Annotated in this window: 18 protein-coding genes; 6 read left to right on the forward strand and 12 right to left on the reverse strand. The window is 60.8% G+C overall.

Annotation, left to right across the window (positions count from 1 at the left end; genetic code table 11):
* Positions 1 to 3 precede the first annotated feature (3 nt).
* Positions 4 to 381: a hypothetical protein gene (locus ACV8MC_RS01385; protein ID WP_056783189.1), complete on the forward strand. Its 378-nt coding sequence runs from the start codon at positions 4 to 6 to the stop codon at positions 379 to 381.
* 137 nt (positions 382 to 518) lie between these two features.
* Here the strand turns inward: ACV8MC_RS01385 and ACV8MC_RS01390 are convergent, their stop codons facing one another.
* Entirely contained in the window at positions 519 to 728 is a 210-nt protein-coding gene (locus ACV8MC_RS01390; RefSeq protein ID WP_016771489.1) for a cold-shock protein, read from the reverse strand.
* Positions 729 to 964: 236 nt separating this feature from the next.
* On the opposite strand from ACV8MC_RS01390, the gene plsB reads away from it, so the two are divergent.
* From plsB to ACV8MC_RS01405, 3 genes are all read left to right on the forward strand, one after another.
* Positions 965 to 3466, forward strand: a complete 2502-nt coding sequence (gene plsB, locus ACV8MC_RS01395) for a glycerol-3-phosphate 1-O-acyltransferase PlsB (protein WP_457264229.1) — start codon at positions 965 to 967, stop codon at positions 3464 to 3466.
* Between the two features lie 119 nt (positions 3467 to 3585).
* Positions 3586 to 3984 carry a YbaY family lipoprotein gene (locus ACV8MC_RS01400; RefSeq protein WP_095180479.1) on the forward strand — a complete coding sequence of 133 codons (399 nt, stop codon included), beginning with the start codon at positions 3586 to 3588 and terminating at the stop codon, positions 3982 to 3984.
* A gap of 23 nt (positions 3985 to 4007) precedes the next feature.
* Positions 4008 to 4697, forward strand: coding sequence for a DUF4197 domain-containing protein (locus tag ACV8MC_RS01405; protein WP_236168071.1), 690 nt, complete (start codon positions 4008 to 4010; stop codon positions 4695 to 4697).
* Here the strand turns inward: ACV8MC_RS01405 and ACV8MC_RS01410 are convergent.
* The 3 genes from ACV8MC_RS01410 to ACV8MC_RS01420 all read right to left on the reverse strand — a co-directional run bounded on the left by ACV8MC_RS01410 (position 4694) and on the right by ACV8MC_RS01420 (position 10811).
* A complete protein-coding gene (locus ACV8MC_RS01410) occupies positions 4694 to 6085 on the reverse strand; it encodes a Fic family protein (RefSeq protein WP_457264231.1) in 1392 nt (463 codons plus the stop codon). The two genes, ACV8MC_RS01405 and ACV8MC_RS01410, sit on opposite strands and share 4 nt — an antisense overlap.
* A 550-nt stretch (positions 6086 to 6635) precedes the next feature.
* Positions 6636 to 9704 carry an efflux RND transporter permease subunit gene (locus ACV8MC_RS01415; RefSeq protein WP_041478146.1) on the reverse strand — a complete coding sequence of 1023 codons (3069 nt, stop codon included), beginning with the start codon at positions 9702 to 9704 and terminating at the stop codon, positions 6636 to 6638.
* Positions 9705 to 9710: 6 nt separating this feature from the next.
* Entirely contained in the window at positions 9711 to 10811 is a 1101-nt protein-coding gene (locus ACV8MC_RS01420) for an efflux RND transporter periplasmic adaptor subunit (protein WP_457264234.1), read from the reverse strand.
* 94 nt (positions 10812 to 10905) lie between these two features.
* Here ACV8MC_RS01420 and ACV8MC_RS01425 point away from each other — a divergent pair, with 94 nt between their 5' ends.
* Positions 10906 to 11559 (forward strand): TetR/AcrR family transcriptional regulator, encoded by a 654-nt coding sequence (locus ACV8MC_RS01425; RefSeq protein WP_252883247.1) that lies wholly within the window; start codon positions 10906 to 10908, stop codon positions 11557 to 11559.
* 77 nt (positions 11560 to 11636) lie between these two features.
* On the opposite strand, the gene ACV8MC_RS01430 is transcribed toward ACV8MC_RS01425, so the two are convergent.
* Positions 11637 to 12419 (reverse strand): class I SAM-dependent methyltransferase, encoded by a 783-nt coding sequence (locus ACV8MC_RS01430; RefSeq protein ID WP_041478224.1) that lies wholly within the window; start codon positions 12417 to 12419, stop codon positions 11637 to 11639.
* A 92-nt stretch (positions 12420 to 12511) separates the two neighbouring features.
* Between ACV8MC_RS01430 and ACV8MC_RS01435 the strand changes: the two genes are divergently transcribed.
* On the forward strand, positions 12512 to 13132 hold the full coding sequence (locus ACV8MC_RS01435; RefSeq protein ID WP_056783179.1) for a hypothetical protein: 621 nt from the start codon (positions 12512 to 12514) through the stop codon (positions 13130 to 13132).
* Positions 13133 to 13135: 3 nt separating this feature from the next.
* Here the strand turns inward: ACV8MC_RS01435 and ACV8MC_RS01440 are convergent, their stop codons facing one another.
* From ACV8MC_RS01440 to ppc, 7 genes are all read right to left on the reverse strand, one after another.
* Complete coding sequence (locus tag ACV8MC_RS01440) at positions 13136 to 13828, reverse strand: extensin-like domain-containing protein (RefSeq protein ID WP_457264236.1); 693 nt, start codon at positions 13826 to 13828, stop codon at positions 13136 to 13138.
* Positions 13829 to 13830: 2 nt separating this feature from the next.
* Positions 13831 to 14667 (reverse strand): isocitrate lyase/PEP mutase family protein, encoded by an 837-nt coding sequence (locus ACV8MC_RS01445; protein WP_258707657.1) that lies wholly within the window; start codon positions 14665 to 14667, stop codon positions 13831 to 13833.
* 30 nt (positions 14668 to 14697) lie between these two features.
* Entirely contained in the window at positions 14698 to 15558 is an 861-nt protein-coding gene (locus ACV8MC_RS01450) for a DUF72 domain-containing protein (protein ID WP_041478155.1), read from the reverse strand.
* Complete coding sequence (locus tag ACV8MC_RS01455) at positions 15558 to 15866, reverse strand: hypothetical protein (RefSeq protein ID WP_024011752.1); 309 nt, start codon at positions 15864 to 15866, stop codon at positions 15558 to 15560. The genes ACV8MC_RS01450 and ACV8MC_RS01455 overlap by 1 nt, the downstream gene beginning before the upstream one ends.
* Positions 15867 to 16123: 257 nt before the next feature.
* Positions 16124 to 16798, reverse strand: a complete 675-nt coding sequence (gene tsaB, locus ACV8MC_RS01460; RefSeq protein WP_256810825.1) for a tRNA (adenosine(37)-N6)-threonylcarbamoyltransferase complex dimerization subunit type 1 TsaB — start codon at positions 16796 to 16798, stop codon at positions 16124 to 16126.
* Positions 16799 to 16891: 93 nt separating this feature from the next.
* Positions 16892 to 17542 (reverse strand): adenylate kinase, encoded by a 651-nt coding sequence (adk, locus tag ACV8MC_RS01465; protein ID WP_039762420.1) that lies wholly within the window; start codon positions 17540 to 17542, stop codon positions 16892 to 16894.
* Between the two features lie 300 nt (positions 17543 to 17842).
* A complete protein-coding gene (gene ppc / locus ACV8MC_RS01470; RefSeq protein WP_315435754.1) occupies positions 17843 to 20473 on the reverse strand; it encodes a phosphoenolpyruvate carboxylase in 2631 nt (876 codons plus the stop codon).
* Positions 20474 to 20530 lie beyond the last annotated feature (57 nt).

Below are 20530 nucleotides of genomic sequence, written 5' to 3' on the forward strand. Positions count from 1 at the left end.
TCCATGCGCCAACCGGACATCGAGATTTACCTGAAAGACGCCGACGTCGACCACAAGGCCATCGCCGCCTGGCTCGGCCAAGCGCTTGGCCCGTGCAGCGACTGGGTGCAGAAAGGCCAGACGTACAAGTGCAAGGCCGGCAACGTGCCGGTGACCTGGCTGCCGAAAGCCGTGGGCAAGTGGAACAGCCTGTTCCTGGAAAGCGACCAGACCCCCTGGGACGACGACATCGCCTGCGCCCGCGCAGCCTTTGCCGCGCTGAACGTCGAAGTGCGTTGCGCACCGGGGACGTGGGTCGAAGAAGAAGGTGAAGAAACCGCCGATCGCTGGATTCGCATCAGCGAAGACGGAGAAGAAGAGATCACCTGGAAGACCGTGTAATCAGGTCAACGTAGAGCCCATGTGGGAGCGAGCCTGCTCGCGAATGCGCAGTGTCAGTCGATATGAATGGTGACTGATACACCGCATTCGCGAGCAGGCTCGCTCCCACAGTGGTTTTGGCGTTCTGGAGGTTTGTGTTACAGGCCTACAACATCCTCAGCCTGCAACCCCTTCTCGCCGGTGATCACCGCATACTCGACCTGTTGACCTTCGGTCAGCGAGCGGTGCCCTTCGCCGCGTATCGCGCGGTAGTGCACGAACACGTCCACGCCGTCGTCGCGCTGGATAAAGCCGTAGCCTTTGGCGTCGTTGAACCACTTCACGTTGCCGGTTTCGCGTGTTGCCATCTGTTCATACTCCTTTTTTATTATTGAACGGGCTTTTCGCAGGAAAGCCTTAGAGGAACGTCAGCCTGCGTCCGACGTCCATGACAGGGCACCGGCAACAGAGCGCCGAGTATATGACAGGTGCGGAAACTCTCAACAGGAGATTACTTCGGCGCTTTTTTGCCGATTTTCGCCTAATACGGCAAACTGTCCGCCCCGAGCGCCTGCTCGGTTTTATCCACTCACGCAGAAGCCGTATGACCCGTTCCCCGTTCCGCCGTCTTGTGTTTGGCACCCTGCGCCGCCTGTTGTATCTCTGGGTTCGCTCCGAGACCATCAATCAGTCGTCGTTCACTCTTAACCTCGACCGCAGTCGTCCGGTGTTCTACGTCCTGCAAAACCCTTCGCTGACCGATCTGGCGGTGGTTGACACCGAGTGCACCAAGGCCGGTCTGCCACGCCCGGTGCTGGCGGTGTCGGTGGGTTCACTCATCGAACCAGCGGCGTTTTTCTATTTGACGCCGGACCCGGACTGGCTCGGCCGCCAGGACAAACGCGGTGCGCCGCCAACTCTCACCCGCCTGGTCAGCGCGCTGACGCAGAACGCTGCCGAAGACGCGCAGATCATTCCGGTCAGCGTGTTCTGGGGCCAGTCGCCAGACAGCGAAAACAGCCCGTGGAAACTGTTGTTCGCCGACAGCTGGGCAGTCACCGGACGCCTGCGCCGGCTGCTGAGCATCATCGTCCTCGGGCGTAAAACCCGCGTGCAGTTTTCCGCGCCGATCCACCTGCGCGAACTGATCGATCACAACAAGGGCCACGAACGCACCGTGCGCATGGCCCAGCGCATCCTGCGCGTGCACTTCCGCAACTTGAAAGCCGCGGTGATCGGCCCGGACATTTCCCACCGGCGCAATCTGGTCAAAGGCCTGCTCAACCAGCCGCTGGTCAAACAGGCGATCCTCGACGAAGCCGAGCGCGAAAAAATCTCCCCGGAAAAAGCCAAGGCCCAGGCCCTGCGCTATGGCAACGAGATTGCTTCGGACTACACCTACACCGCGATCCGTTTTCTCGAAGTGGTGCTGAGCTGGTTCTGGAACAAGATCTACGACGGCATCAAGGTCAATCACATCGAAGGTGTGCAGAACGTCGCGCAGGGTCACGAAGTGATTTACGTGCCGTGCCATCGCAGCCACATCGATTACCTGCTGCTTTCCTATCTGCTGTTCCGCAACGGCCTGACCCCGCCGCACATCGCCGCCGGGATCAACCTGAACATGCCGGTGATCGGCAGCCTGCTGCGTCGCGGCGGTGCGTTCTTCATGCGCCGCACATTCAAGGGCAATCCGTTGTACACCTCGGTGTTCAACGAATACCTGCACACGCTGTTCACCAAAGGTTTCCCGGTGGAGTATTTCGTCGAGGGCGGGCGCTCGCGCACCGGGCGCATGCTGCAACCGAAAACCGGCATGCTCGCGATCACCCTGCGCAGTTTCCTGCGTTCGTCGCGGATGCCGATCGTGTTCGTGCCGGTGTACATCGGATACGAGCGCGTGCTCGAAGGCCGCACCTACCTCGGTGAGCTGCGCGGCGCGAGCAAAAAGAAAGAGTCGATCTTCGATATTTTCAAAGTGATCGGCGCGCTCAAGCAGCGCTTCGGTCAGGTCGCGGTCAACTTCGGCGAGCCGATCAAACTGGCGGAATTCCTTGACGCCGAGCAACCGGACTGGCGCCAGCAGGAACTCGGCCCGCAATTCAAACCGGCGTGGCTCAACGAAACCACCAACCGCCTCGGCGAGAAAGTCGCCCGGCACCTCAACGAAGCGGCGGCGATCAATCCAGTGAATCTGGTAGCGCTGGCCCTGCTGTCGACCACGCGTCTGGCCCTGGATGATCGAGCCATGGCGCGGGTGCTTGACTTGTATCTCGCGCTGCTGCGCAAAGTCCCTTATTCGTCGCACACCACCTTGCCGGAAGGCGACGGCCGTGCGCTGATCGAGCATGTGAAAGACATGGATCTGCTCGCCGAGCAGAACGATGCGCTGGGCAAGATTCTGTATCTGGACGAGCAGAACGCGGTCCTGATGACTTACTACCGCAACAACGTCCTGCACATCTTCGCTCTGCCGTCGTTGCTGGCGAGTTTCTTCCAGAGCACCTCGCGCATGAGCCGCGAGCAGATCCTGCGCTACACCCGCGCGCTGTATCCGTACCTGCAATCGGAATTGTTCATCCGCTGGAGCCTGGACGAACTCGACGCGGTGATCGATCAGTGGCTGGAAGCGTTCGTCGAGCAGGGCCTGCTACGTTTCGAGAAAGACCTGTACCTGCGCCCAGCACCGAGTTCGCGGCATTTCGTGCTGCTGACGCTGCTGTCGAAAAGCATCGCGCAGACCCTGCAGCGCTTCTACATGACCGTGTCCCTGCTGCTCAACAGCGGCCAGAACAGCATCAGCGCCGAAGAGCTGGAAGACCTCTGCACAGTGATGGCCCAGCGCCTGTCGATCCTCCATGGCCTGAATGCGCCGGAATTCTTCGACAAGAGTCTGTTCCGCCACTTCATCCAGACCCTGCTCGACCTCGACGTCCTGCGCCGCGACGAAGCCGGCAAGCTCAGCTACCACGAACTGCTCGGCGAGCTGGCCGAAGGCGCGGCCAAGCGCGTGCTGCCGGCGGAGATTCGCCTGTCGATCCGCCAGGTCGCGCTGCACCGCAGTGAAGATGCGGCGGATCAGATCACGCCACAGCCTGAGGCTTGAAGCCTTACCCCTGTGGGAGCGAGCCTGCTCGCGAAGACGGAGTGTCAGTCGCCATTTATTTTGACTGATCCAGCGCTTTCGCGAGCAGGCTCGCTCCCACATTGAAAGGAGATTCACCCATGAAAAAACTGTTGACCCTCGCTGCCGCCACCCTGCTCAGCGCCTGCCAATCAACCACACCCGCCGGCAAGGCCAGCCTCGACGGCGAAGTCTTCTACCTGCAACGCATCGCCCTGCCCCCGAGCGCGACCCTGAGCGTCAGCCTGCAAGACGTGTCGCTGGCCGATGCACCCGCCATCGTCCTCGCCGAACAGAACGGCCCGATCAAAGGCCAGGTGCCGCTGCCGTTTCATTTGAGCTACGATCCGGCGCAGGTCAAACCCGGCCATCGTTATTCGATCAGCGCACGCATTGAAGTCAACGGCGAGCTGATGTTCATCACCACCGAAAACCACGCCGTGCAACTCGACGGCAACGACCCGCAGCCGCTGAAAATCCGCGTCGACGCCGTTCGTTAATCCACTCGCCAAAGGAAGACGCCATGCGCCGCCCTACCCTTCGCTTCGCCGCCGCCTGCGCCGGCTTGCTGATCTCCGCCAACGCCCTGGCCCTGTCGCTCAGCGACCTGTCCCAGCAAGACGCCACCGGCGGCCTCAAGGACGCCCTGACCCAAGGCGCCCAGATCGCCGTGAAACAACTCGGCACCCCGGGCGGCTTCAGCAATAACCCCGAAGTGAAAATCGAACTGCCGGGCAAACTCGGCAAAGCCGCGAGCAAGATGAAAGCCTTCGGCATGGGGGCCCAGGTCGAAGAACTGGAAAACGCGATGAACAAAGCCGCCGAATCCGCCGTGACCCAGGCCCAGCCAATCCTCGTCGATGCAGTGAAGAAAATGAGCGTGGCCGACGCCAAAGGCATCCTCAGCGGCGGCAATGATTCGGCCACCCAATACCTGAACAAATCCAGCCGCGAACAGATCCGCGCGAAATTCCTGCCCATCGTCAAGCAAGCCACCGACAAGGTCGGCGTCGCGCAGAAGTACAACTCGTTCGCCGGTCAGGCTGCTGCGTTTGGCGTTGTCGATGCGAAGAGCGCCAACGTTGAAAACTACGTCACCGAGCAAGCGCTGAATGGCCTGTTCGAGATGATCGGCAAACAGGAAGAAACCATCCGCCAGAACCCGGCCGCTGCGGCGACGAGTCTGGCGAAGAAAGTGTTTGGTACGCTTTAAGTCGTTACAACATGGGGGCGATTCAATTCGCTCCCATGCTTGCCTCCACGTAAAGAACTACGTAAAAAAAACACCCACTCCCGCCCCATCTTCCTTCTCTCAAAAAGCTGCAATTGGTCCAGCTCTTCCAGAATCGACGCCGCCTCGCTACCCGAGCAGGAAAAATTTTCCGCGACATTGCTCGCCGTAAACTCCTTCGCCTCCCCGCTTTTAGCCACCTGATAAACCGCGCGCTGCCGTTCCGTCAGTTGAGCAATTACGCCAGAGCTCGTCAGCCAGCGCTGAAAGTCCTGAGTGTCTGCCAGACTCTTGCGGTACACAGATGTAAAACCGACCACGGCTCGCAAAACAACCGCGCATTGAAACTCGATGAAATAAGTCAGATCCAGCTCATCTGCCTCGGTGTGCAGGTAGGAGCGTCCGTATTTCACCGGTGCATTGCGCAGCAGCAGACTGATCGCAATGTAGCGAAACGCCGCGAACTCATGTTTGAACATGAACCAGTAAAACAAGGCTCTCGCGACCCGCCCGTTACCGTCGCGAAATGGATGTTCATAACCCATGGCGAAATGCAGCGTCACGGCCTTGGTCAGTGGATGCAGATAATTTTTGTCCAGAATCGAGGCAGCGGGCCGGTTGATCCAGGCGGACAGCCTCGCCAACCGCGCAACCAATCCTGCAGCAGGAGGTGGTCGGTGCACGGTGTTGCCTGAACCATCCTGAACAACCACCTCATCATTGGTCCGGAACAATCCTGGGGAATACTGCTCGTCATCGATCCCCTCCACACCCACTCGATGGATCTCTGCAATCAGCTCAATGCTCAGAGGTTCATAACGCTTTTCCCAAGCGAAATTCATCATTCGATAATTACCCATTACCATGCGCTCATCCGGCGTCCGCGGCTGGCGCTGATGCTTGAGCATGTCCTTGGCAACACGAGTAGTGGTCGCCGCGCCCTCCAACTGGCTACTGGCGATGGCTTCGTCTTCGATCAGGTCATTGAGCAGACAGGAGAAATGCGCCCGCTCGCCGATCTGACTGGTCATGTAATCCAGCGCGGCCGTACTGGCGTAACGATCCACCACAGCCAAGGTTTTCTGCGCCGACGGCGTTGGCACGTATTTGCCCCACTGCACCGGCTCGCCCAACGGCAACAAATGAATGTACTGGGCCGCCCGCGCCTTCTTCACCAACGCCCAACAAAGATTCGCGTCCAACCCAGCCGCCCAGCGATAGCGCAACGCCTCGAATGGCAGATAGCGCCCCTGATCATCGAGCGGCTTGAGCAGCGCCAGATAATCCGCAAGTCGTTGCTTGTGGGGAGAGCGGGCCAACAGGTCGAAAACAGGATCCGTTCTGCCAGCTAATGTCGGTGGTTTCTTCATCAGACAGACTCAAGGACTCGGAAAAGCAGAACCCGGAGTACAGCATTGGACGGCCAGCGCCTCAAGATCGGAGGACTCTGAAAAAGCTGTAGGAAGGCAGCGTGAATTGGCGATTCGAAATGAATTGGCTGTCAGACCGACTTCGCGAGCAAGCTCGCTCCCACAAAAGCAAAGCAGCGAAGCCGCCCCACTCAACAATGAGCGCAAGCTCGAGTGCTTTTGATCTTGATCCACCGGCGACGTCGGAAGGCTGAGTGGAGGGATTGATCCGGGCGTGGGAGCGCAGCGACCGTACGACGCAGTCGTACACAGCGAGTGTAGGTGCAGCGAAGCAAACCGGAGCCGCTGCGCCCGGATCAGTCCCGGAGCGAAGGAACCCGAGCCTGCGAGGGCCGAACGCAGGAGCAAGCCTTTTGGGTTACCTTTTTGGCGTTTGAAAAAGGTGACCCGCCGTAAGGGCGGAACCCTAAGCAGCCGTTACCGCAGCAACGGATATACACCCAAAACCCCCAAATCATGGTCGGCCCGAAGGCCGCCACGACACAAAAACTCAAGCCTCCTTACGCACCCGAAACCAGGCCGCATACAACGCCGGCAAAAACAACAGCGTCAGCGCCGTGGCCACAATCAGCCCGCCCATGATCGCCACCGCCATCGGCCCGAAAAACACACTGCGCGACAGCGGAATCATCGCCAGCACCGCCGCCAGCGCCGTCAACACAATCGGCCTGAAGCGCCGAACCGTAGCCTCGATAATCGCCTGCCAGGGCTTGAGCCCCGAAGCAATATCCTGCTCGATCTGATCCACCAGAATCACCGAATTGCGCATGATCATCCCGGACAACGCGATGGTCCCGAGCATCGCCACAAACCCGAACGGCTGCCTGAACACCATGAGAAACAACGTCACCCCGATCAGGCCCAGTGGCGCGGTGAGAAACACCATCGCCGTGCGCGAGAAACTGCGCAACTGCACCATCAGCAAGGTCAGCACCACGACAATGAACATCGGCACCCCGGCATTCACCGATTTCTGCCCGCGCTCGGAATCCTCCACCGTGCCGCCCACATCCAGCAGATAACCATCGGGTAATTCGGCGCGAATCGGGTCCAGCGTCGGCATGATCTGCTTGACCAGCGTCGCCGGCTGCTCCTTGCCGTAAATGTCGGCGCGCACGGTCACGTTCGGCAGCCGATTGCGGTGCCAGATGATGCCTTCCTCAAACCCGTATTCCAGCGTGGCAATCTGCGACAACGCCACACTGCGACCGTTATCCGTCGGCACCGCCAGGCTCGGCAACAACGACAACTCAGTGCGCTCATGCACGGTGCCGCGCAGCAGAATCTCGATCAATTCGTTGTCTTCGCGGTACTGGCTGACCGTCGAGCCGACCAGCGAACTCTGCAGGAATTTCGCCAGATTGGCCGTGCTCACACCGAGGGCGCGGGCGCGATCCTGGTCGATATTCAGGTAGACAACTTTGCTCGGCTCCTCCCAGTCCAGATGCACGTTGACCACGTGCGGATTCTCGCGAACCTTTGCCGCCACTTTGCGCGCCAACGCACGGACTTCTTCGATGTGTTCACCGGTAACGCGGAACTGCACCGGATAGCCAACCGGCGGGCCGTTTTCCAAACGGGTGACCCGCGAACGCAGGGCCGGGAACTGTTCGTTGAGGGTTTCGATCAACCAACTGCGCAGCGCTTCACGCTCTTCGATGGTTTTCGCCAACACCACGAACTGGGCAAAACTCGCCGCCGGCAGTTGCTGATCCAGCGGCAGGTAGAAACGCGGCGAGCCGGTGCCGACATAGGCCACGTAATTGTCGATGCCGGCGTGCTCCTTGAGCAGCGCTTCGAGGCGTTTGACTTCGCTGGTGGTATTGGCCAGCGAAACACCTTCGGCCAGTTTCAGATCGACCATCAACTCCAGCCGGTTCGAAGCCGGGAAGAACTGCTGCGGGACGAAACGGAACAACATTACCGAGGCGATAAACAGGCCCACGGTGAGCACGATCACCGTCTTGCGATGGGCCACGCACCACTCCACCAGACGCCGGACGCGCTGATAAAACGGCGTAGCATACGGATCAGGCTGACCATCGCCAGTACCGTGTTTCGCCGCATGAATTTTCGCCAGATCCGGCAGGAGTTTTTCCCCCAGATACGGCACGAACATGACCGCCGCGACCCATGAGGCGAGCAAGGCAATGGTCACCACCTGGAAAATCGAACGGGTGTATTCGCCGGTGCCGGACTGCGCAGTGGCAATCGGCAGGAAGCCGGCGGCGGTGATCAACGTGCCGGTGAGCATCGGGAATGCGGTGCTGGTCCAGGCATAACTCGCCGCGCGAATGCGGTCGAAACCCTGCTCCATTTTGATCGCCATCATTTCCACGGCAATGATCGCATCGTCCACCAGCAGACCCAGCGCCAGCACCAGCGCACCGAGGGAAATCTTGTGCAGGCCGATGCCGAGGTAATACATGCAGGCGAAGGTCATCGCCAGCACCAGCGGAATGGTCAGCGCGACGACCATGCCGGTGCGTACACCGAGAGAGAAGAAGCTCACCAGCAAGACGATCGCCAGTGCCTCGACCAACACTTGGACGAACTCGCCAACGCCGGTTTTTACCGCTGCCGGCTGATCGGACACCTTGCGCAACTGCATGCCGGCCGGGAGGTTTTTCTGGATCCGCGAGAACTCGCCCTCCAGCGCCTTGCCCAGCACCAGAATGTCGCCGCCGTCCTTCATCGCCACGGCCAGACCGATCGCATCGTCGCCCATGAAACGCATGCGCGGCGCCGGTGGGTCGCTGAAACCGCGACGCACATCGGCGATATCGGAGATACGGAACGTACGATCGGCGACGCGGATCGGAAAGTTCTTTATCTCATCGACTGTCTGAAAATTTCCCGAGACGCGTAGCTGCAAGCGCTCGCTGCCGGTTTCAAAGAACCCCGCCGTGGACACCGCGTTCTGTTCCTCCAGCGCCTGCTGCACTGCCGCCAGCGGCAAGCCGAGGGTGGCGAGTTTGACGTTGGACAGCTCGACCCAGATTTTCTCGTCCTGTAACCCAAGCAGTTCGACCTTGCCGACGTCCTTAACCCGCTGCAGCTGAATCTGGATGCGGTCGGCGTAATCCTTGAGCACGGCGTAGTCGAAACCGTCACCGGTCAACGCATAGATATTGCCGAAGGTGGTGCCGAACTCATCGTTGAAAAACGGCCCCTGAATTCCCGGCGGCAAGGTCTGGCGGATATCGCCGACCTTCTTGCGCAACTGATACCAGAGATCGGGGATTTGCTTGGAGTGCATCGAGTCGCGGGCGATGAAGGTCACCTGGGATTCACCGGGGCGGGAGAACGACATGATGCGTTCGTACTCGCCGGTTTCCATCAGTTTCTTTTCGATCCGTTCAGTGACCTGGCGCGAGACTTCTTGCGCGGTCGCACCGGGCCAGCGGGTCTGAATGACCATCGCCTTGAAAGTGAACGGCGGGTCTTCGCTCTGGCCGAGCTTGGTGTAGGACAACGCGCCGACAACGGCGAGCAAAAGCATCAGGAACAGCACGATCTGGCGATTACGCAACGCCCATTCGGAGAGGTTGAAGCGCATTGGGGCTTACTCCTTGTTCGCCAGATTGACCACACGGTTGGAGCGATCCACCGGCCGCACCTGCTGGCCGTCGAGGAGCACATGAACGCCGGCAGCCACTACCCAGTCGCTGGCATTGAGCCCCTCGAGCACCGCCACGCTTTTCTCGCCAAACGGACCGACCCGCACCGGGGTTTTCTTCAACGTGTTGTTGCCGTTGACCACCCAGACGTAGGTCGCGCCGTTTTCAGCGCTCAGCGCGGAAAGCGGTATCGACAGCGAGACACTGTCAGCCGATTGCACAAACACCCGGGCGCTCTGCCCCAGTTCAGCCGGCACTTTGCCGCTGGTGAACGAGATACGCGCGGCAAAAGTGCGCGAGCGCGGATCGGCGGACGGTGACAACTCGCGGATCTGCCCGGCGAAGCGTTGATTTTGCTGTGCCCACAATTCCACGGTAACCGGCTGACCAACCTTGAAGCGGCCGAAGCTTTGCTCCGGCAGGCTGATCAACACTTCGCGCTCACCATCGGTGGCGAGGGTGAACACGGTCTGCCCGGCAGCGACCACCTGACCGACTTCCACCGAACGCTTGGCCACCACGCCATCCTGTGGCGCACGCAGCACCGCGTAACTGGCCTGGTTGGTCGAAACGTTGAATTCAGCTTTGATTTGTTTAAGGCGGGCTTCGCCGGAGCGATATAGATTTTCGGCGTTGTCGTAGGCCGAGCGGCTGACCATCTGCCGATCCATCAGGGTTTTATAGCGATCCCGTTCGGCGCGGACCAGGTTCAGATTGGCCTCGGCGGCGGCGACCTGCGCGCGGGTGGCTTCCAGTTGCAGGCGCACATCCTGCGGATCGAGTTCGGCCAAGGGCTGATCGGCTTTGACGCGCTGGCCTTCGTCGACCAGTCGTCGGCTGACTTTGCCGCCGATGCGGAACGCCAGATCAGGCTCATAGCGGGCACGCACCTCGCCCGGATAACTTTCCATCGCCTGCGCCGAAGGCTCGGGCTGTACCACCATGGCCGGGCGTACGGTGACCTTGGTCACCTCTTCCTGACCGCACGCCGATAACAGGAACGCCAGACTGACTGGCACGGCAAAGGACAACGCATGGCGGTACATGGTGACGGACCTTTCGCGAATGAGGCTTGGAATATTTATACTGGCGGGTATGGTATTAATAGCAAACTCACCAGTCCAGTATTAAAAGCGAAGAATGTCGAACAATCTTTCAGCTCCAAACGGCCCGGGCCGCCCCAAGGATCTGGCCAAACGCCAAGCGATCCTGGATGCGGCGAAAACCCTGTTTCTCTGCCATGGCTACGCCAACACCAGCATGGACGCGGTTGCCAGCGAGGCCGGCGTGTCGAAGCTGACGGTCTACAGCCATTTCAACGACAAGGAGACGCTGTTCTCCGCCGCCGTCGTCGCGAAATGCGAGGAACAATTGCCGCCGCTGTTCTTCGAATTGCCGGACGGCATCGCGGTGGAAAATGTATTGCTGAACATTGCCCGGGGCTTTCACCAACTGATCAACAGCGATGAATCGGTGAACCTGCACCGTCTGATCATGGCGCTGGGCAGTCAGGATCCGAAGCTGTCGCTGATCTTCTTCGAGGCCGGCCCAGAGCGCGTGGTCAACGGCATGGAAGGTCTGCTGGCGAAAATCCATGCAACCGGCGCGCTGAGCATCGACCAGCCACGCAACGCCGCCGAGCACTTCTTCTGCCTGATCAAAGGGGCGGGGAATTTCCGTTTGTTGTATGGCTGCGGCGAGCCGCTGACCGGAGAGGAAGCGGAGCGGCATGTGCGGGAGGTGGTGGGGTTGTTTATGAGGGCCTATGGGGGAGGAGCAGCTGCGAGCTTCTAGCTACAAGCTGCAAGAAAAAGCAAAAGCAGTGACTTGGCTCTGGCTTGCAGCTTGCAGCTTGCAGCTTGCAGCTGCTTCTAAGGCTTCAGCGCTTTCTTCGGATAAATGTCATACCGGCTCGATTTGCCATCCAGCGCATGGCTCGGTTTCGGCCCTTCGATGCACGGCGCCTTGCGCGGGCGCTTGACCACCACCCGGTGCGTGGCCAAGGCCAGCGCCGCTTCAAGCAGGGCCGGTGCATCCGGATCATCACCGACCAGCGGGCGGAACAGGCGCATTTCCTTTTTCACCAGCGCGGTTTTCTCGCGATGCGGGAACATCGGGTCGAGATAGATCACCTGCGGCGGCTCCCCTTCCCAACTGCGCATCACTTCGATGGAGTTGCCCTTAAGCAATTTCATCCGCGCCACGATCGGCGCCACGTCGAAATCTTCCGCCGCCCGCGCCAAGCCGTCCTCAAGCAGTGCGCCGATCAGCGGCTGACGCTCGATCAGGCTCATTTCACAACCGAGACTGGCCAGTACAAATGCATCCTTGCCCAAGCCCGCCGTGGCATCCAGCACACGCGGGCGCACGCCTTGGGCGATGCCGACTGCCTTGGCAATCATCTGGCCGCTGCCGCCGCCATACAAACGACGATGCGCCGCGCCGCCTTCGACGAAGTCGACCCGCACCGGTCCAGGCGCATCCGGGCCAAGCTGCTGCAACTGCAAACCCTGCTCGCCGACCTGCAAGACGAACTCGCCGTCCGCCTCGCCGAGCGGCAGGCCGAGACGTTCGGCCCAGTGTGCGGCTTGTGCTTGAAACGTCGGGGCGAGGGCCTGGACATGGATGCGGCAGGCCGCGGGTGACTCGATCATGAAAAAACGCTCAAAAAAGTTAAGGATCGACAAAAACCGCCGATAAACCATTCAACGCGCATTTTGCCAGAGCTGAGCGTCAACCGAAAAAAATGTCAGGCATTCTTCCCACATCGATTGGCTACGTTTCGCCCCATGGCGACTTCAGCCGTCATAACACTCAAGCACTGAGCGGCGTCAGTCACCTGTGGCAGGATTTCTTTGCCCAGGCTCTGGCTGAACAGACGAGTGAAGTGGTGCCTGCCTGTGGCACGTTTCCACCGGTTGACCTGAACAGCCCGGAAGAACCGACCGTTGGCAGCGAGCTGCACGCGCACATCGTCAGCCAGCGTGAGTGCGACGTGGTTGAAACCCAGGTTCGCCCGCCGGAGCCACTGTTCCTGCCGATCGCCGAGTTCGAAATGGAGCTGCTGGACAAGCCGTTCCCACCGTTCCCGCCAGAAGAACTCAAAGCCCAGCAAGAGCAACAGGATTTCGACAGCAGCTGGGTACGCCCGATTGTGATCAACAATGGCCAGCCAGTGCCGGAGCCAGGCCCTGCGCCGCAGAAACGTCCGCTGTACCTGCCGATTGCCGAGTTCGATCTGGACTTGCTGCAGAAGCCTTACCCACCGTTCCCGCCGGAAGAAATCGTCGAGCAGCAGAAAGCTCTGGACTTCGATAATGGCTGGGCTCGCCCGATCGTCCTGCAGAACCTGCGCCTCGCCGCCTGATCCTCAGCGACACACGCTCCAGCGCCCGACATCGACATGAAAGTGATTGCGATGGGCGGCGTTGTAATCCGGGCTCAACACCACACTGAATGACTCGCAGGCGCCGTCGCGCACTTGGCGGAGAAACTCTGCGTCCTGGTTTTGCTTGGGCCAATCCCTGAGCACGCTGATCGTGCGTCCGCCAGCCAGACGGAAACCGGCAATGTCCAGCGCGTCGGCACTGGCATGTCGACTGAGGGCACCGCTCTCACGGCTGTAGACATTGCGGCAGGCAAAGCTGCCGAGGTGATCAACCCGCGCGATTTTCTGGCCGTAAACCGATTGCGCCGCCGGTTGCAGGGTGTGGTGTTCAAACATTGCGTAGGCCACCGCGAGCGGGCAACTGGCGATGAAACTGCTGCTCAGCGCCACTCCACCGCCCTGCACCCGCAGAGCACCGACCAGCGGACACTTGGCGCCGGGGCTGTCGGCCTGGGGGCTGACGCGCAGATCCGAGCTGCTCAATGCCTGTGCGCAAAGCTCGGGATCACTGCGCAGGCGCATGAGTTTGTAACCGGTCAGCCAGTTGGGCGCGGCTTTTATGTCCAATGGCGCCCACGGGTTCCACTGTGCCGGCACCTCCAGCCAGCCACGCCAGACACTTACCGCGCCACCAGCGATCGCGAGCAACACCCCCCAGAACAGCCAACGTCCCATGCTCAGTCCTTGCAGAGTTGATTGGCCTTGGCATACGGCATCGACTGTGACGTGAAGCCAAAGGTGCCGGATTGCTGGATTTCCTCAGCCGCGCGGAAGAACTCGCCGAACGCCGCCAGCGCCAGCGCCGACCCGGTGCTGATCCGCCGGACGCCCAGTTCCTCGAGCTGTTGCACGGTCAGTTTCAAACCGCCAGACATCAACACATTGACCGGTTTCGGCGCCACCGCTTGCACCACTGCGCGCACTTCTTCGGCGCTGCGCAAACCCGGTGCATAGAGCACGTCGGCACCCGCTTCGGCGAATGCCCGCAAGCGGCGAATGGTGTCGTCAAGATCGGGGTTGCCGTGCAGGTAATTTTCCGCGCGAGCCGTGAGGATGAAGGGAAATGGCAGCGTGCGCACCGCCGCGACAGCGGCTTCAATACGCGCCACGGCGTGTTCGAAGCAATAGATCGGCGCGTCCGGACGTCCCGTAGCGTCCTCGATCGACCCGCCCACCGCGCCCGCCTCGGCGGCGCGGAGAAGACTCTGCGCGGACTCCACCGGATCATCGGCAAAACCGTTTTCCAGATCCACCGCCACCGGCAGATCCGTAGCCGCGACAATCGCCCGGACATTGGCCAGGGTCTCGTCGAGACTCAACGCGCCATCAGGCTTGCCCTGGGAAAACGCGTAACCGGCGCTGGTGGTGGCCAAGGCCTGATAGCCAAGACCGGCGAGCATCTTCGCCGAGCCGGCATCCCACGGATTGGGGATGACGAAGATCCCCTGGCGATCATGCAGGGCCTTGAAGGCTTGGGCTTTGAGTCGTTGCTGTTGACTGACTTGGACGTTCATCGACGGCCTCCCGGACAGAAAAAACCCGCCTCAGAGCAAGCCAAGCTGCTCGGCGGCGGGTTCCCTGTATAGCTCAGGCAGAGCGGGCAAGCCAGGCAAACGTTGCATCAGTTGGGCGTGAAAACGCTGCGCCAGTTTCGCTGCCAACAGGTTGTCAGCGGTGTGCAGAAAGACGTAGGGCGTGCGCCCCTCTTCGATCCATTCAGCAATCTTCGCCACCCACGGCACGAGAAACGCATCGTTGGCCTCAAGCTCGGGATGGCCAATGAAGCGCACCTGCGGAAACTGCGTGAACGCCGCCGGACGGGTCGGCACTCGCGGCTTTTTCGACTGCGCGTGGATCACCGAGGACTCGGTCGACAAGCAACTGAACAGCGCGCGCGGGTCGAGACAGATGCGCTCGACACCGCGATCCAGCAACAGACGATTGAGCAGACGCTCGCTCTCGCCCTTGGCGAAGAACTGTTCATTGCGCACCTCGACCGCAAGCGGGCAATCCAGTGCATCGATAAACGCCGCGAGCTCCGGCAGACGCTGCGGCGTGAAGCTTTTCGACAGTTGCAGCCACAGCGGCGAAACACGTTCGCCTAACGGCTTGAGTAATTGCAGGAAGGTTTCGGCAGCGGTCAGTTGCTCGCGCAAGTCGCCGCTGTGGCTGATGTCGCCGGGGAATTTGGCAGTGAAGCGAAAGTGCGCCGGCATGATCTCGGCCCAGCGTTGCACAGTGGCTGGCGACGGGCTGGCGTAGAAGGTGGTGTTGCCTTCAACGGCGTTGAACACCTGGCAGTAGAGAGCGAGAAAGTCGGAGGTTTTTGCGTCTACCGGATACAGATACTCGCGCCAGGCATTTTCGCTCCAGGACGGGCAACCGAGGTAGTAAGGCAGATCCATCAGATATACAGATCGAGGCCCAGCACGTCTGCGTCCCAATCGACAAAACCGGCGGTGCTCAGGTAGCTGGCCAGGGCCATGGCTACGCTTTTCTTCATCGCGCGGTGGTAGATCATGTCTTGTTGACGGGCAGGCAGGTTGCTCAGGCGTTGCGCGGTGGCTTGGGCAGCACGGGCGGCCAACTGCTCTTCGCTCGGGAATTCCAGCTCGCCGTCGATGATGTCGACGGACTCATCCAGCGCCGCATTGCCTTTACGCGGCTTGCGCTTGATGGGATATGACTGAGTGGAAACGCCGTCTATACGCATAATGTCATGCTCGGTATCAATGATGGCAATTTAGCGGCACTTGACCGACTTAGCAAACCGCCGAGTGATAACTAGAACACATAAAGCGCAAAAGGTTTTAAGCGAGGGGGCAGAAACTGACGATTGGCGATATTTGTATGTGACCGCGAACCTGTGGGAGCGAGCCTGCTCGCGAAGGGTCCAGCACATTCAACACATGCATTGACTGACCAGAAGCCTTCGCGAGCAGGCTCGCTCCCACAGGAGAAAGTGTCGTATCAGCGGGCTTTGGGGGTGGCAACTTTATCGCGCAGGTAAACCGGCTGGGCGTCATCTGCCGGGATCGCCTCACCGCGCTGCCAGGCGTAACGCGCCAGGGTCAATAGGTCCTCGGCGTGGGGCAGCATGCCGGCGTCAGAGCCGCTCAGATTGACCGCAATGCGCTCGCCGTAACCCCAACCGGTACCGGCACCGAACCAATCGCCACTGGCATCAGTTGGCAACGCGGCGACTTCCGGTGGTAACACGGCTTCGGCGCCAACCAGACGCATCTCCCCCGCCGTTTCGCGGTAGCAGCCCCAATACACTTCATCCATCCGCGCATCGATCGCAGCCGCGACCTGGCTTACGCCATGCTCACGAAAAGCACGCTGGGCCAGCACGGCCAGGTTGGATACCGGCAACACCGGACGATCCAGAGCAAAGGCCAAACCCTGCACCACACCAATGGCAATGCGCACACCGGTAAACGCGCCCGGGCCACGGCCGAAGGCAATCGCGTCGACCGCTTGCAGCGTGGTGCCGGCATCGGCGAGCAATTGCTGAATCATCGGCAGCAGCTTCTGCGCATGCAGGCGCGGGATCACCTCGTAATGGCTCGTGACCTTGCCGTCATGCAGCAAGGCAACGGAGCAAGCTTCAGTCGCGGTGTCCAGGGCCAGCAAGGTGCTCATCGATGTTTCCAAAACAGGGGTGGGAAAAAGTGCGTCAGTATAAACAACAACGGCCCGCAAGCGGGCCGTGGATGATGCAGCCGATCAGACTTTTCAGCTCAGCGCGGCCAACACCTTGGCGGTGATCGCATCGACCGAACCTACGCCTGGAATGTGGCTGTACTTTGGCTTGCCGCCGTTCTTCGCGGAAAGGTTCTGGTAGAACTCCACCAGCGGTTTGGTCTGCGAGTGGTAGACCGACAGGCGATGACGCACGGTTTCTTCAGTGTCGTCCTTGCGCTGTACCAGCTCTTCGCCGGTGATGTCGTCCTTGCCAGCCAGTTTCGGCGGGTTGTAGACGATATGGTAAACGCGGCCACTGGCTTCGTGGACACGGCGACCGGCGATGCGCTGAACGATTTCTTCGTCTTCTACAGCGATCTCGACCACGGCATCCAGCTCGACACCGGCAGTGACCAGCGCTTCAGCCTGCGGAATGGTGCGCGGGAAGCCATCGAACAGGAAACCGTTGGCGCAATCAGGTTGAGCGATGCGGTCCTTGACCAGCGCGATGATCAGGTCATCCGACACCAGGCCGCCGGCATCCATGATGCTCTTGGCTTGCACGCCCAGTGGAGTGCCAGCCTTGACCGCAGCACGCAGCATGTCGCCGGTGGAGATTTGCGGAATGCCGAATTTCTCGGTGATGAACTTTGCCTGAGTACCTTTACCGGCCCCGGGAGCTCCCAGCAGAATGACGCGCATCGATGTGCTCCTCAATTTTTTATATAAAAGCTTTACAAAACAAAGGATTCGCTCGTAACCGGCGGATCCTGAAAATACGGGTCGTGGCCGCACAAACGGCCAAAGGCTGATCAAGATACACAGCAGGCTGCGCCCACACAAGACGCCAAAAGTCGGAGAAACCGACGCCCGCCGTGACCCCGCGACGCGATAACCCAAGTCGCAACCCCTACATTAACTGTCGCCTCGCGGCACTTTCCTACAGCAGGAGAAGCGGCATCCGCCCCTTGTCGCGAATGCCGCCTGAGGTGATCAGCAACCTTAGCCGGTATTGCGCAATCCGGCGGCAATCCCCGCCACAGACACCAGCAGCGCCTGTTCCACCGGGCTGCCCTGCTCGACATCCTGCTGCCGCGAACGCGCCAACAGTTCCGCCTGCAATAGATGCAGCGGGTCGAGGTAGGTGTTGCGCAAGCGGATGAATTCGAGGGTGTCCGGACTGTGCGCCAGCAGCTGCGACTGCCCGGTCAGACCGAGCACGACGGAGCATGCCTGCGACAATAGGTCGCGTAACTGCGCGCCCAACGGCAGCAGATCAGCTTCAACCAGACGCTCGTCGTAGGACTGCGCAATATCCGCATCAGCCTTGGCCAGAACCATTTCCAGCATATCGATACGGGTGCGGAAGAACGGCCATTGTTCGCGCATCTGCCCCAGCAACTCACCTTCGCCGCGCTCCAGCGCCTTGCTCAGCGCCGTCTCCCAACCCAGCCAGGCCGGCAACATCAATCGGGTTTGGGTCCAACCGAAAATCCACGGGATCGCCCGCAGGCTTTCGATACCGCCGGCGCGACGTTTGGCCGGGCGACTGCCCAGAGGCAAACGTCCCAATTCCTGCTCCGGGGTCGACTGCCGGAAATACTCGACGAATTGCGGATTTTCCCGCACCACCTGGCGGTAAGCGCTGACACCGTCCGCCGCCAGTTCGTCCATCAGATGGCGCCATTCCGGAGTCGGCGGCGGCGGTGGCAGCAAGGTCGCTTCGAGCACGGCGGCCAGATACAGATTGAGGTTTTGCTCAGCGATGTCCGGCAGGCCGAATTTGAAACGAATCATTTCTCCCTGCTCGGTGGTGCGGAAACGTCCCGCCACCGAACCCGGTGGTTGCGACAGAATCGCCGCGTGCGCCGGACCGCCGCCACGCCCCACGGTGCCGCCGCGACCGTGGAACAACAGCAGTTCGACTTGCTGTTCGCGGCAGATTTCCACCAGACGTTCCTGCGCGCGATATTGCGCCCACGCCGCAGCGGTGGTGCCGGCGTCCTTGGCCGAGTCGGAATAGCCGATCATCACTTCCTGCGGGCCATGCAAACGCGCGCGATAGCCCGGCAATAGCAGCAGACGTTCCATCACCGGTCCGGCGTTGTCGAGGTCGGCGAGGGTTTCGAACAGCGGCACCACGCGCATCGGCCGCAGTACGCCGGATTCCTTGAGCAGCAGTTGCACCGCAAGCACATCGGAAGCGGCGCCGGCCATGGAGATCACGTAGGAACCCAGCGACGCAGCGGGTGCGGCGGCGATTTCCTTGCAGGTGTTGAGCACTTCGGCGGTGTCGGCCGATGGTTTGAAATGCGCGGGCAGCAAAGGGCGACGGTTGCTCAATTCTTCGGTGAGGAAGTTGATGCGCTGTTCTTCGTCCCATTCCTCATAGCGGCCGAGGCCGAGGTAATCGGTGATTTCCGTCATCGCCGAGCTGTGCCGGGTCGAATCCTGACGCACATCGAGGCGCACCAGGAACAGGCCGAACGTCACCGCCCGACGCAGGCAATCGAGCAACGGCCCGTCGGCGATGACGCCCATGCCGCATTCGTGCAGCGAGTTGAAACACAACTGCAAAGGCTCGAGCAGATCGCGATTGTCGTGTAGCACATCGGCGGTTGCCGAGGTCGGCGCGGTCAACGCGGCATGCGCCCAGTTGCGTGTGGCGCGCAGGCGTTCGCGCAATTGCTTGAGCACCGCGCGATAGGGTTCGGCGCTGTCGCCGGCCTTGGCCTTCAGCGCATCGCTGGCCTGCTGCATCGACAGTTCGGCAGCGAGATGATCGACATCGCGCAGGTACAAATCAGCGGCCATCCAGCGCGCCAGCAGCAAGACTTCGCGAGTGACAGCGGCGGTGACATTGGGGTTGCCGTCACGGTCGCCGCCCATCCACGAAGCGAAGCGGATCGGCGCGGCTTCCAGCGGCAAGCGCAGACCCGTGGCGGCGAACAGCGCCTGATCGGCCTTGCGCATATGGTTGGGGATCGCCTGCCACAACGAATGCTCGATCACCGCGAAGCCCCACTTGGCTTCATCGACCGGCGTCGGGCGGGTGCGGCGGATTTCTTCGGTGTGCCAGGCTTCGGCGATCAGCCGTTGCAGTTTGCTCTGGATCTGCTCGCGCTCGGCGCTGGTCAGGTCGCGATGATCCTGAGCGGCCAGTTGCGCGGCGATCGCGTCGTACTTCTGGATCAACGTGCGTCGCGCCACTTCGGTCGGATGCGCGGTCAGCACCAGTTCGATTTCCAGCCGCGCCAGTTGCCGGGCCAGGGACTCGGCGCTGTGGCCTTCGCTGCGCAGGCGCGCGAGCAGTTCCGGCAACACCCTCGACTCGAACGGCGCCGGTTGCGACTCCTCGCGGCGATGGATCAGCTGGTACTGCTCGGCAATGTTCGCCAGGTTGAGAAACTGATTGAAGGCCCGCGCGACCGGAAGCAATTCGTCTTCACTCAATTGATTGAGGCTGGCGCTCAGTTCAGCGTCCATCGAGCCGCGCCGGTCGGCCTTGGCGCCTTTGCGAATCTGCTCGATCTTGTCGAGGAACGCCTCGCCGTACTGGTCTCGAATGGTGTTGCCCAACAGCTCTCCGAGCAGGTGAACATCTTCGCGCAAGCGTGCATCAATATCGGTCATCAGCAGTTCTCCAGCGGTAATCGGGGACAGCGCAGAAACGAATGCTTTGCCAGAGAG

It is taken from the genome of Pseudomonas sp. PK-RTE-24 (genome assembly GCF_054052265.1).

What these genes read in the sequence shown, in the direction of transcription:
- ACV8MC_RS01385 (WP_056783189.1), top strand. Translation starts at nt 4, where the DNA reads ATGCGCCAACCGGACATCGAGATTTACCTGAAAGACGCCGACGTCGAC.
- adk (WP_039762420.1), bottom strand. Translation starts at nt 17,542, where the DNA reads ATGCGCGTCATTCTGCTGGGAGCTCCCGGGGCCGGTAAAGGTACTCAG.
- ACV8MC_RS01445 (WP_258707657.1), bottom strand. Translation starts at nt 14,667, where the DNA reads ATGAACGTCCAAGTCAGTCAACAGCAACGACTCAAAGCCCAAGCCTTC.
- ACV8MC_RS01435 (WP_056783179.1), top strand. Translation starts at nt 12,512, where the DNA reads ATGTCAGGCATTCTTCCCACATCGATTGGCTACGTTTCGCCCCATGGC.
- ACV8MC_RS01450 (WP_041478155.1), bottom strand. Translation starts at nt 15,558, where the DNA reads ATGGATCTGCCTTACTACCTCGGTTGCCCGTCCTGGAGCGAAAATGCC.
- ACV8MC_RS01440 (WP_457264236.1), bottom strand. Translation starts at nt 13,828, where the DNA reads ATGGGACGTTGGCTGTTCTGGGGGGTGTTGCTCGCGATCGCTGGTGGC.
- ACV8MC_RS01415 (WP_041478146.1), bottom strand. Translation starts at nt 9,704, where the DNA reads ATGCGCTTCAACCTCTCCGAATGGGCGTTGCGTAATCGCCAGATCGTG.
- ppc (WP_315435754.1), bottom strand. Translation starts at nt 20,473, where the DNA reads ATGACCGATATTGATGCACGCTTGCGCGAAGATGTTCACCTGCTCGGA.
- plsB (WP_457264229.1), top strand. Translation starts at nt 965, where the DNA reads ATGACCCGTTCCCCGTTCCGCCGTCTTGTGTTTGGCACCCTGCGCCGC.
- ACV8MC_RS01390 (WP_016771489.1), bottom strand. Translation starts at nt 728, where the DNA reads ATGGCAACACGCGAAACCGGCAACGTGAAGTGGTTCAACGACGCCAAA.
- ACV8MC_RS01405 (WP_236168071.1), top strand. Translation starts at nt 4,008, where the DNA reads ATGCGCCGCCCTACCCTTCGCTTCGCCGCCGCCTGCGCCGGCTTGCTG.
- ACV8MC_RS01410 (WP_457264231.1), bottom strand. Translation starts at nt 6,085, where the DNA reads ATGAAGAAACCACCGACATTAGCTGGCAGAACGGATCCTGTTTTCGAC.
- ACV8MC_RS01400 (WP_095180479.1), top strand. Translation starts at nt 3,586, where the DNA reads ATGAAAAAACTGTTGACCCTCGCTGCCGCCACCCTGCTCAGCGCCTGC.
- tsaB (WP_256810825.1), bottom strand. Translation starts at nt 16,798, where the DNA reads ATGAGCACCTTGCTGGCCCTGGACACCGCGACTGAAGCTTGCTCCGTT.
- ACV8MC_RS01455 (WP_024011752.1), bottom strand. Translation starts at nt 15,866, where the DNA reads ATGCGTATAGACGGCGTTTCCACTCAGTCATATCCCATCAAGCGCAAG.
- ACV8MC_RS01425 (WP_252883247.1), top strand. Translation starts at nt 10,906, where the DNA reads ATGTCGAACAATCTTTCAGCTCCAAACGGCCCGGGCCGCCCCAAGGAT.
- ACV8MC_RS01420 (WP_457264234.1), bottom strand. Translation starts at nt 10,811, where the DNA reads ATGTACCGCCATGCGTTGTCCTTTGCCGTGCCAGTCAGTCTGGCGTTC.
- ACV8MC_RS01430 (WP_041478224.1), bottom strand. Translation starts at nt 12,419, where the DNA reads ATGATCGAGTCACCCGCGGCCTGCCGCATCCATGTCCAGGCCCTCGCC.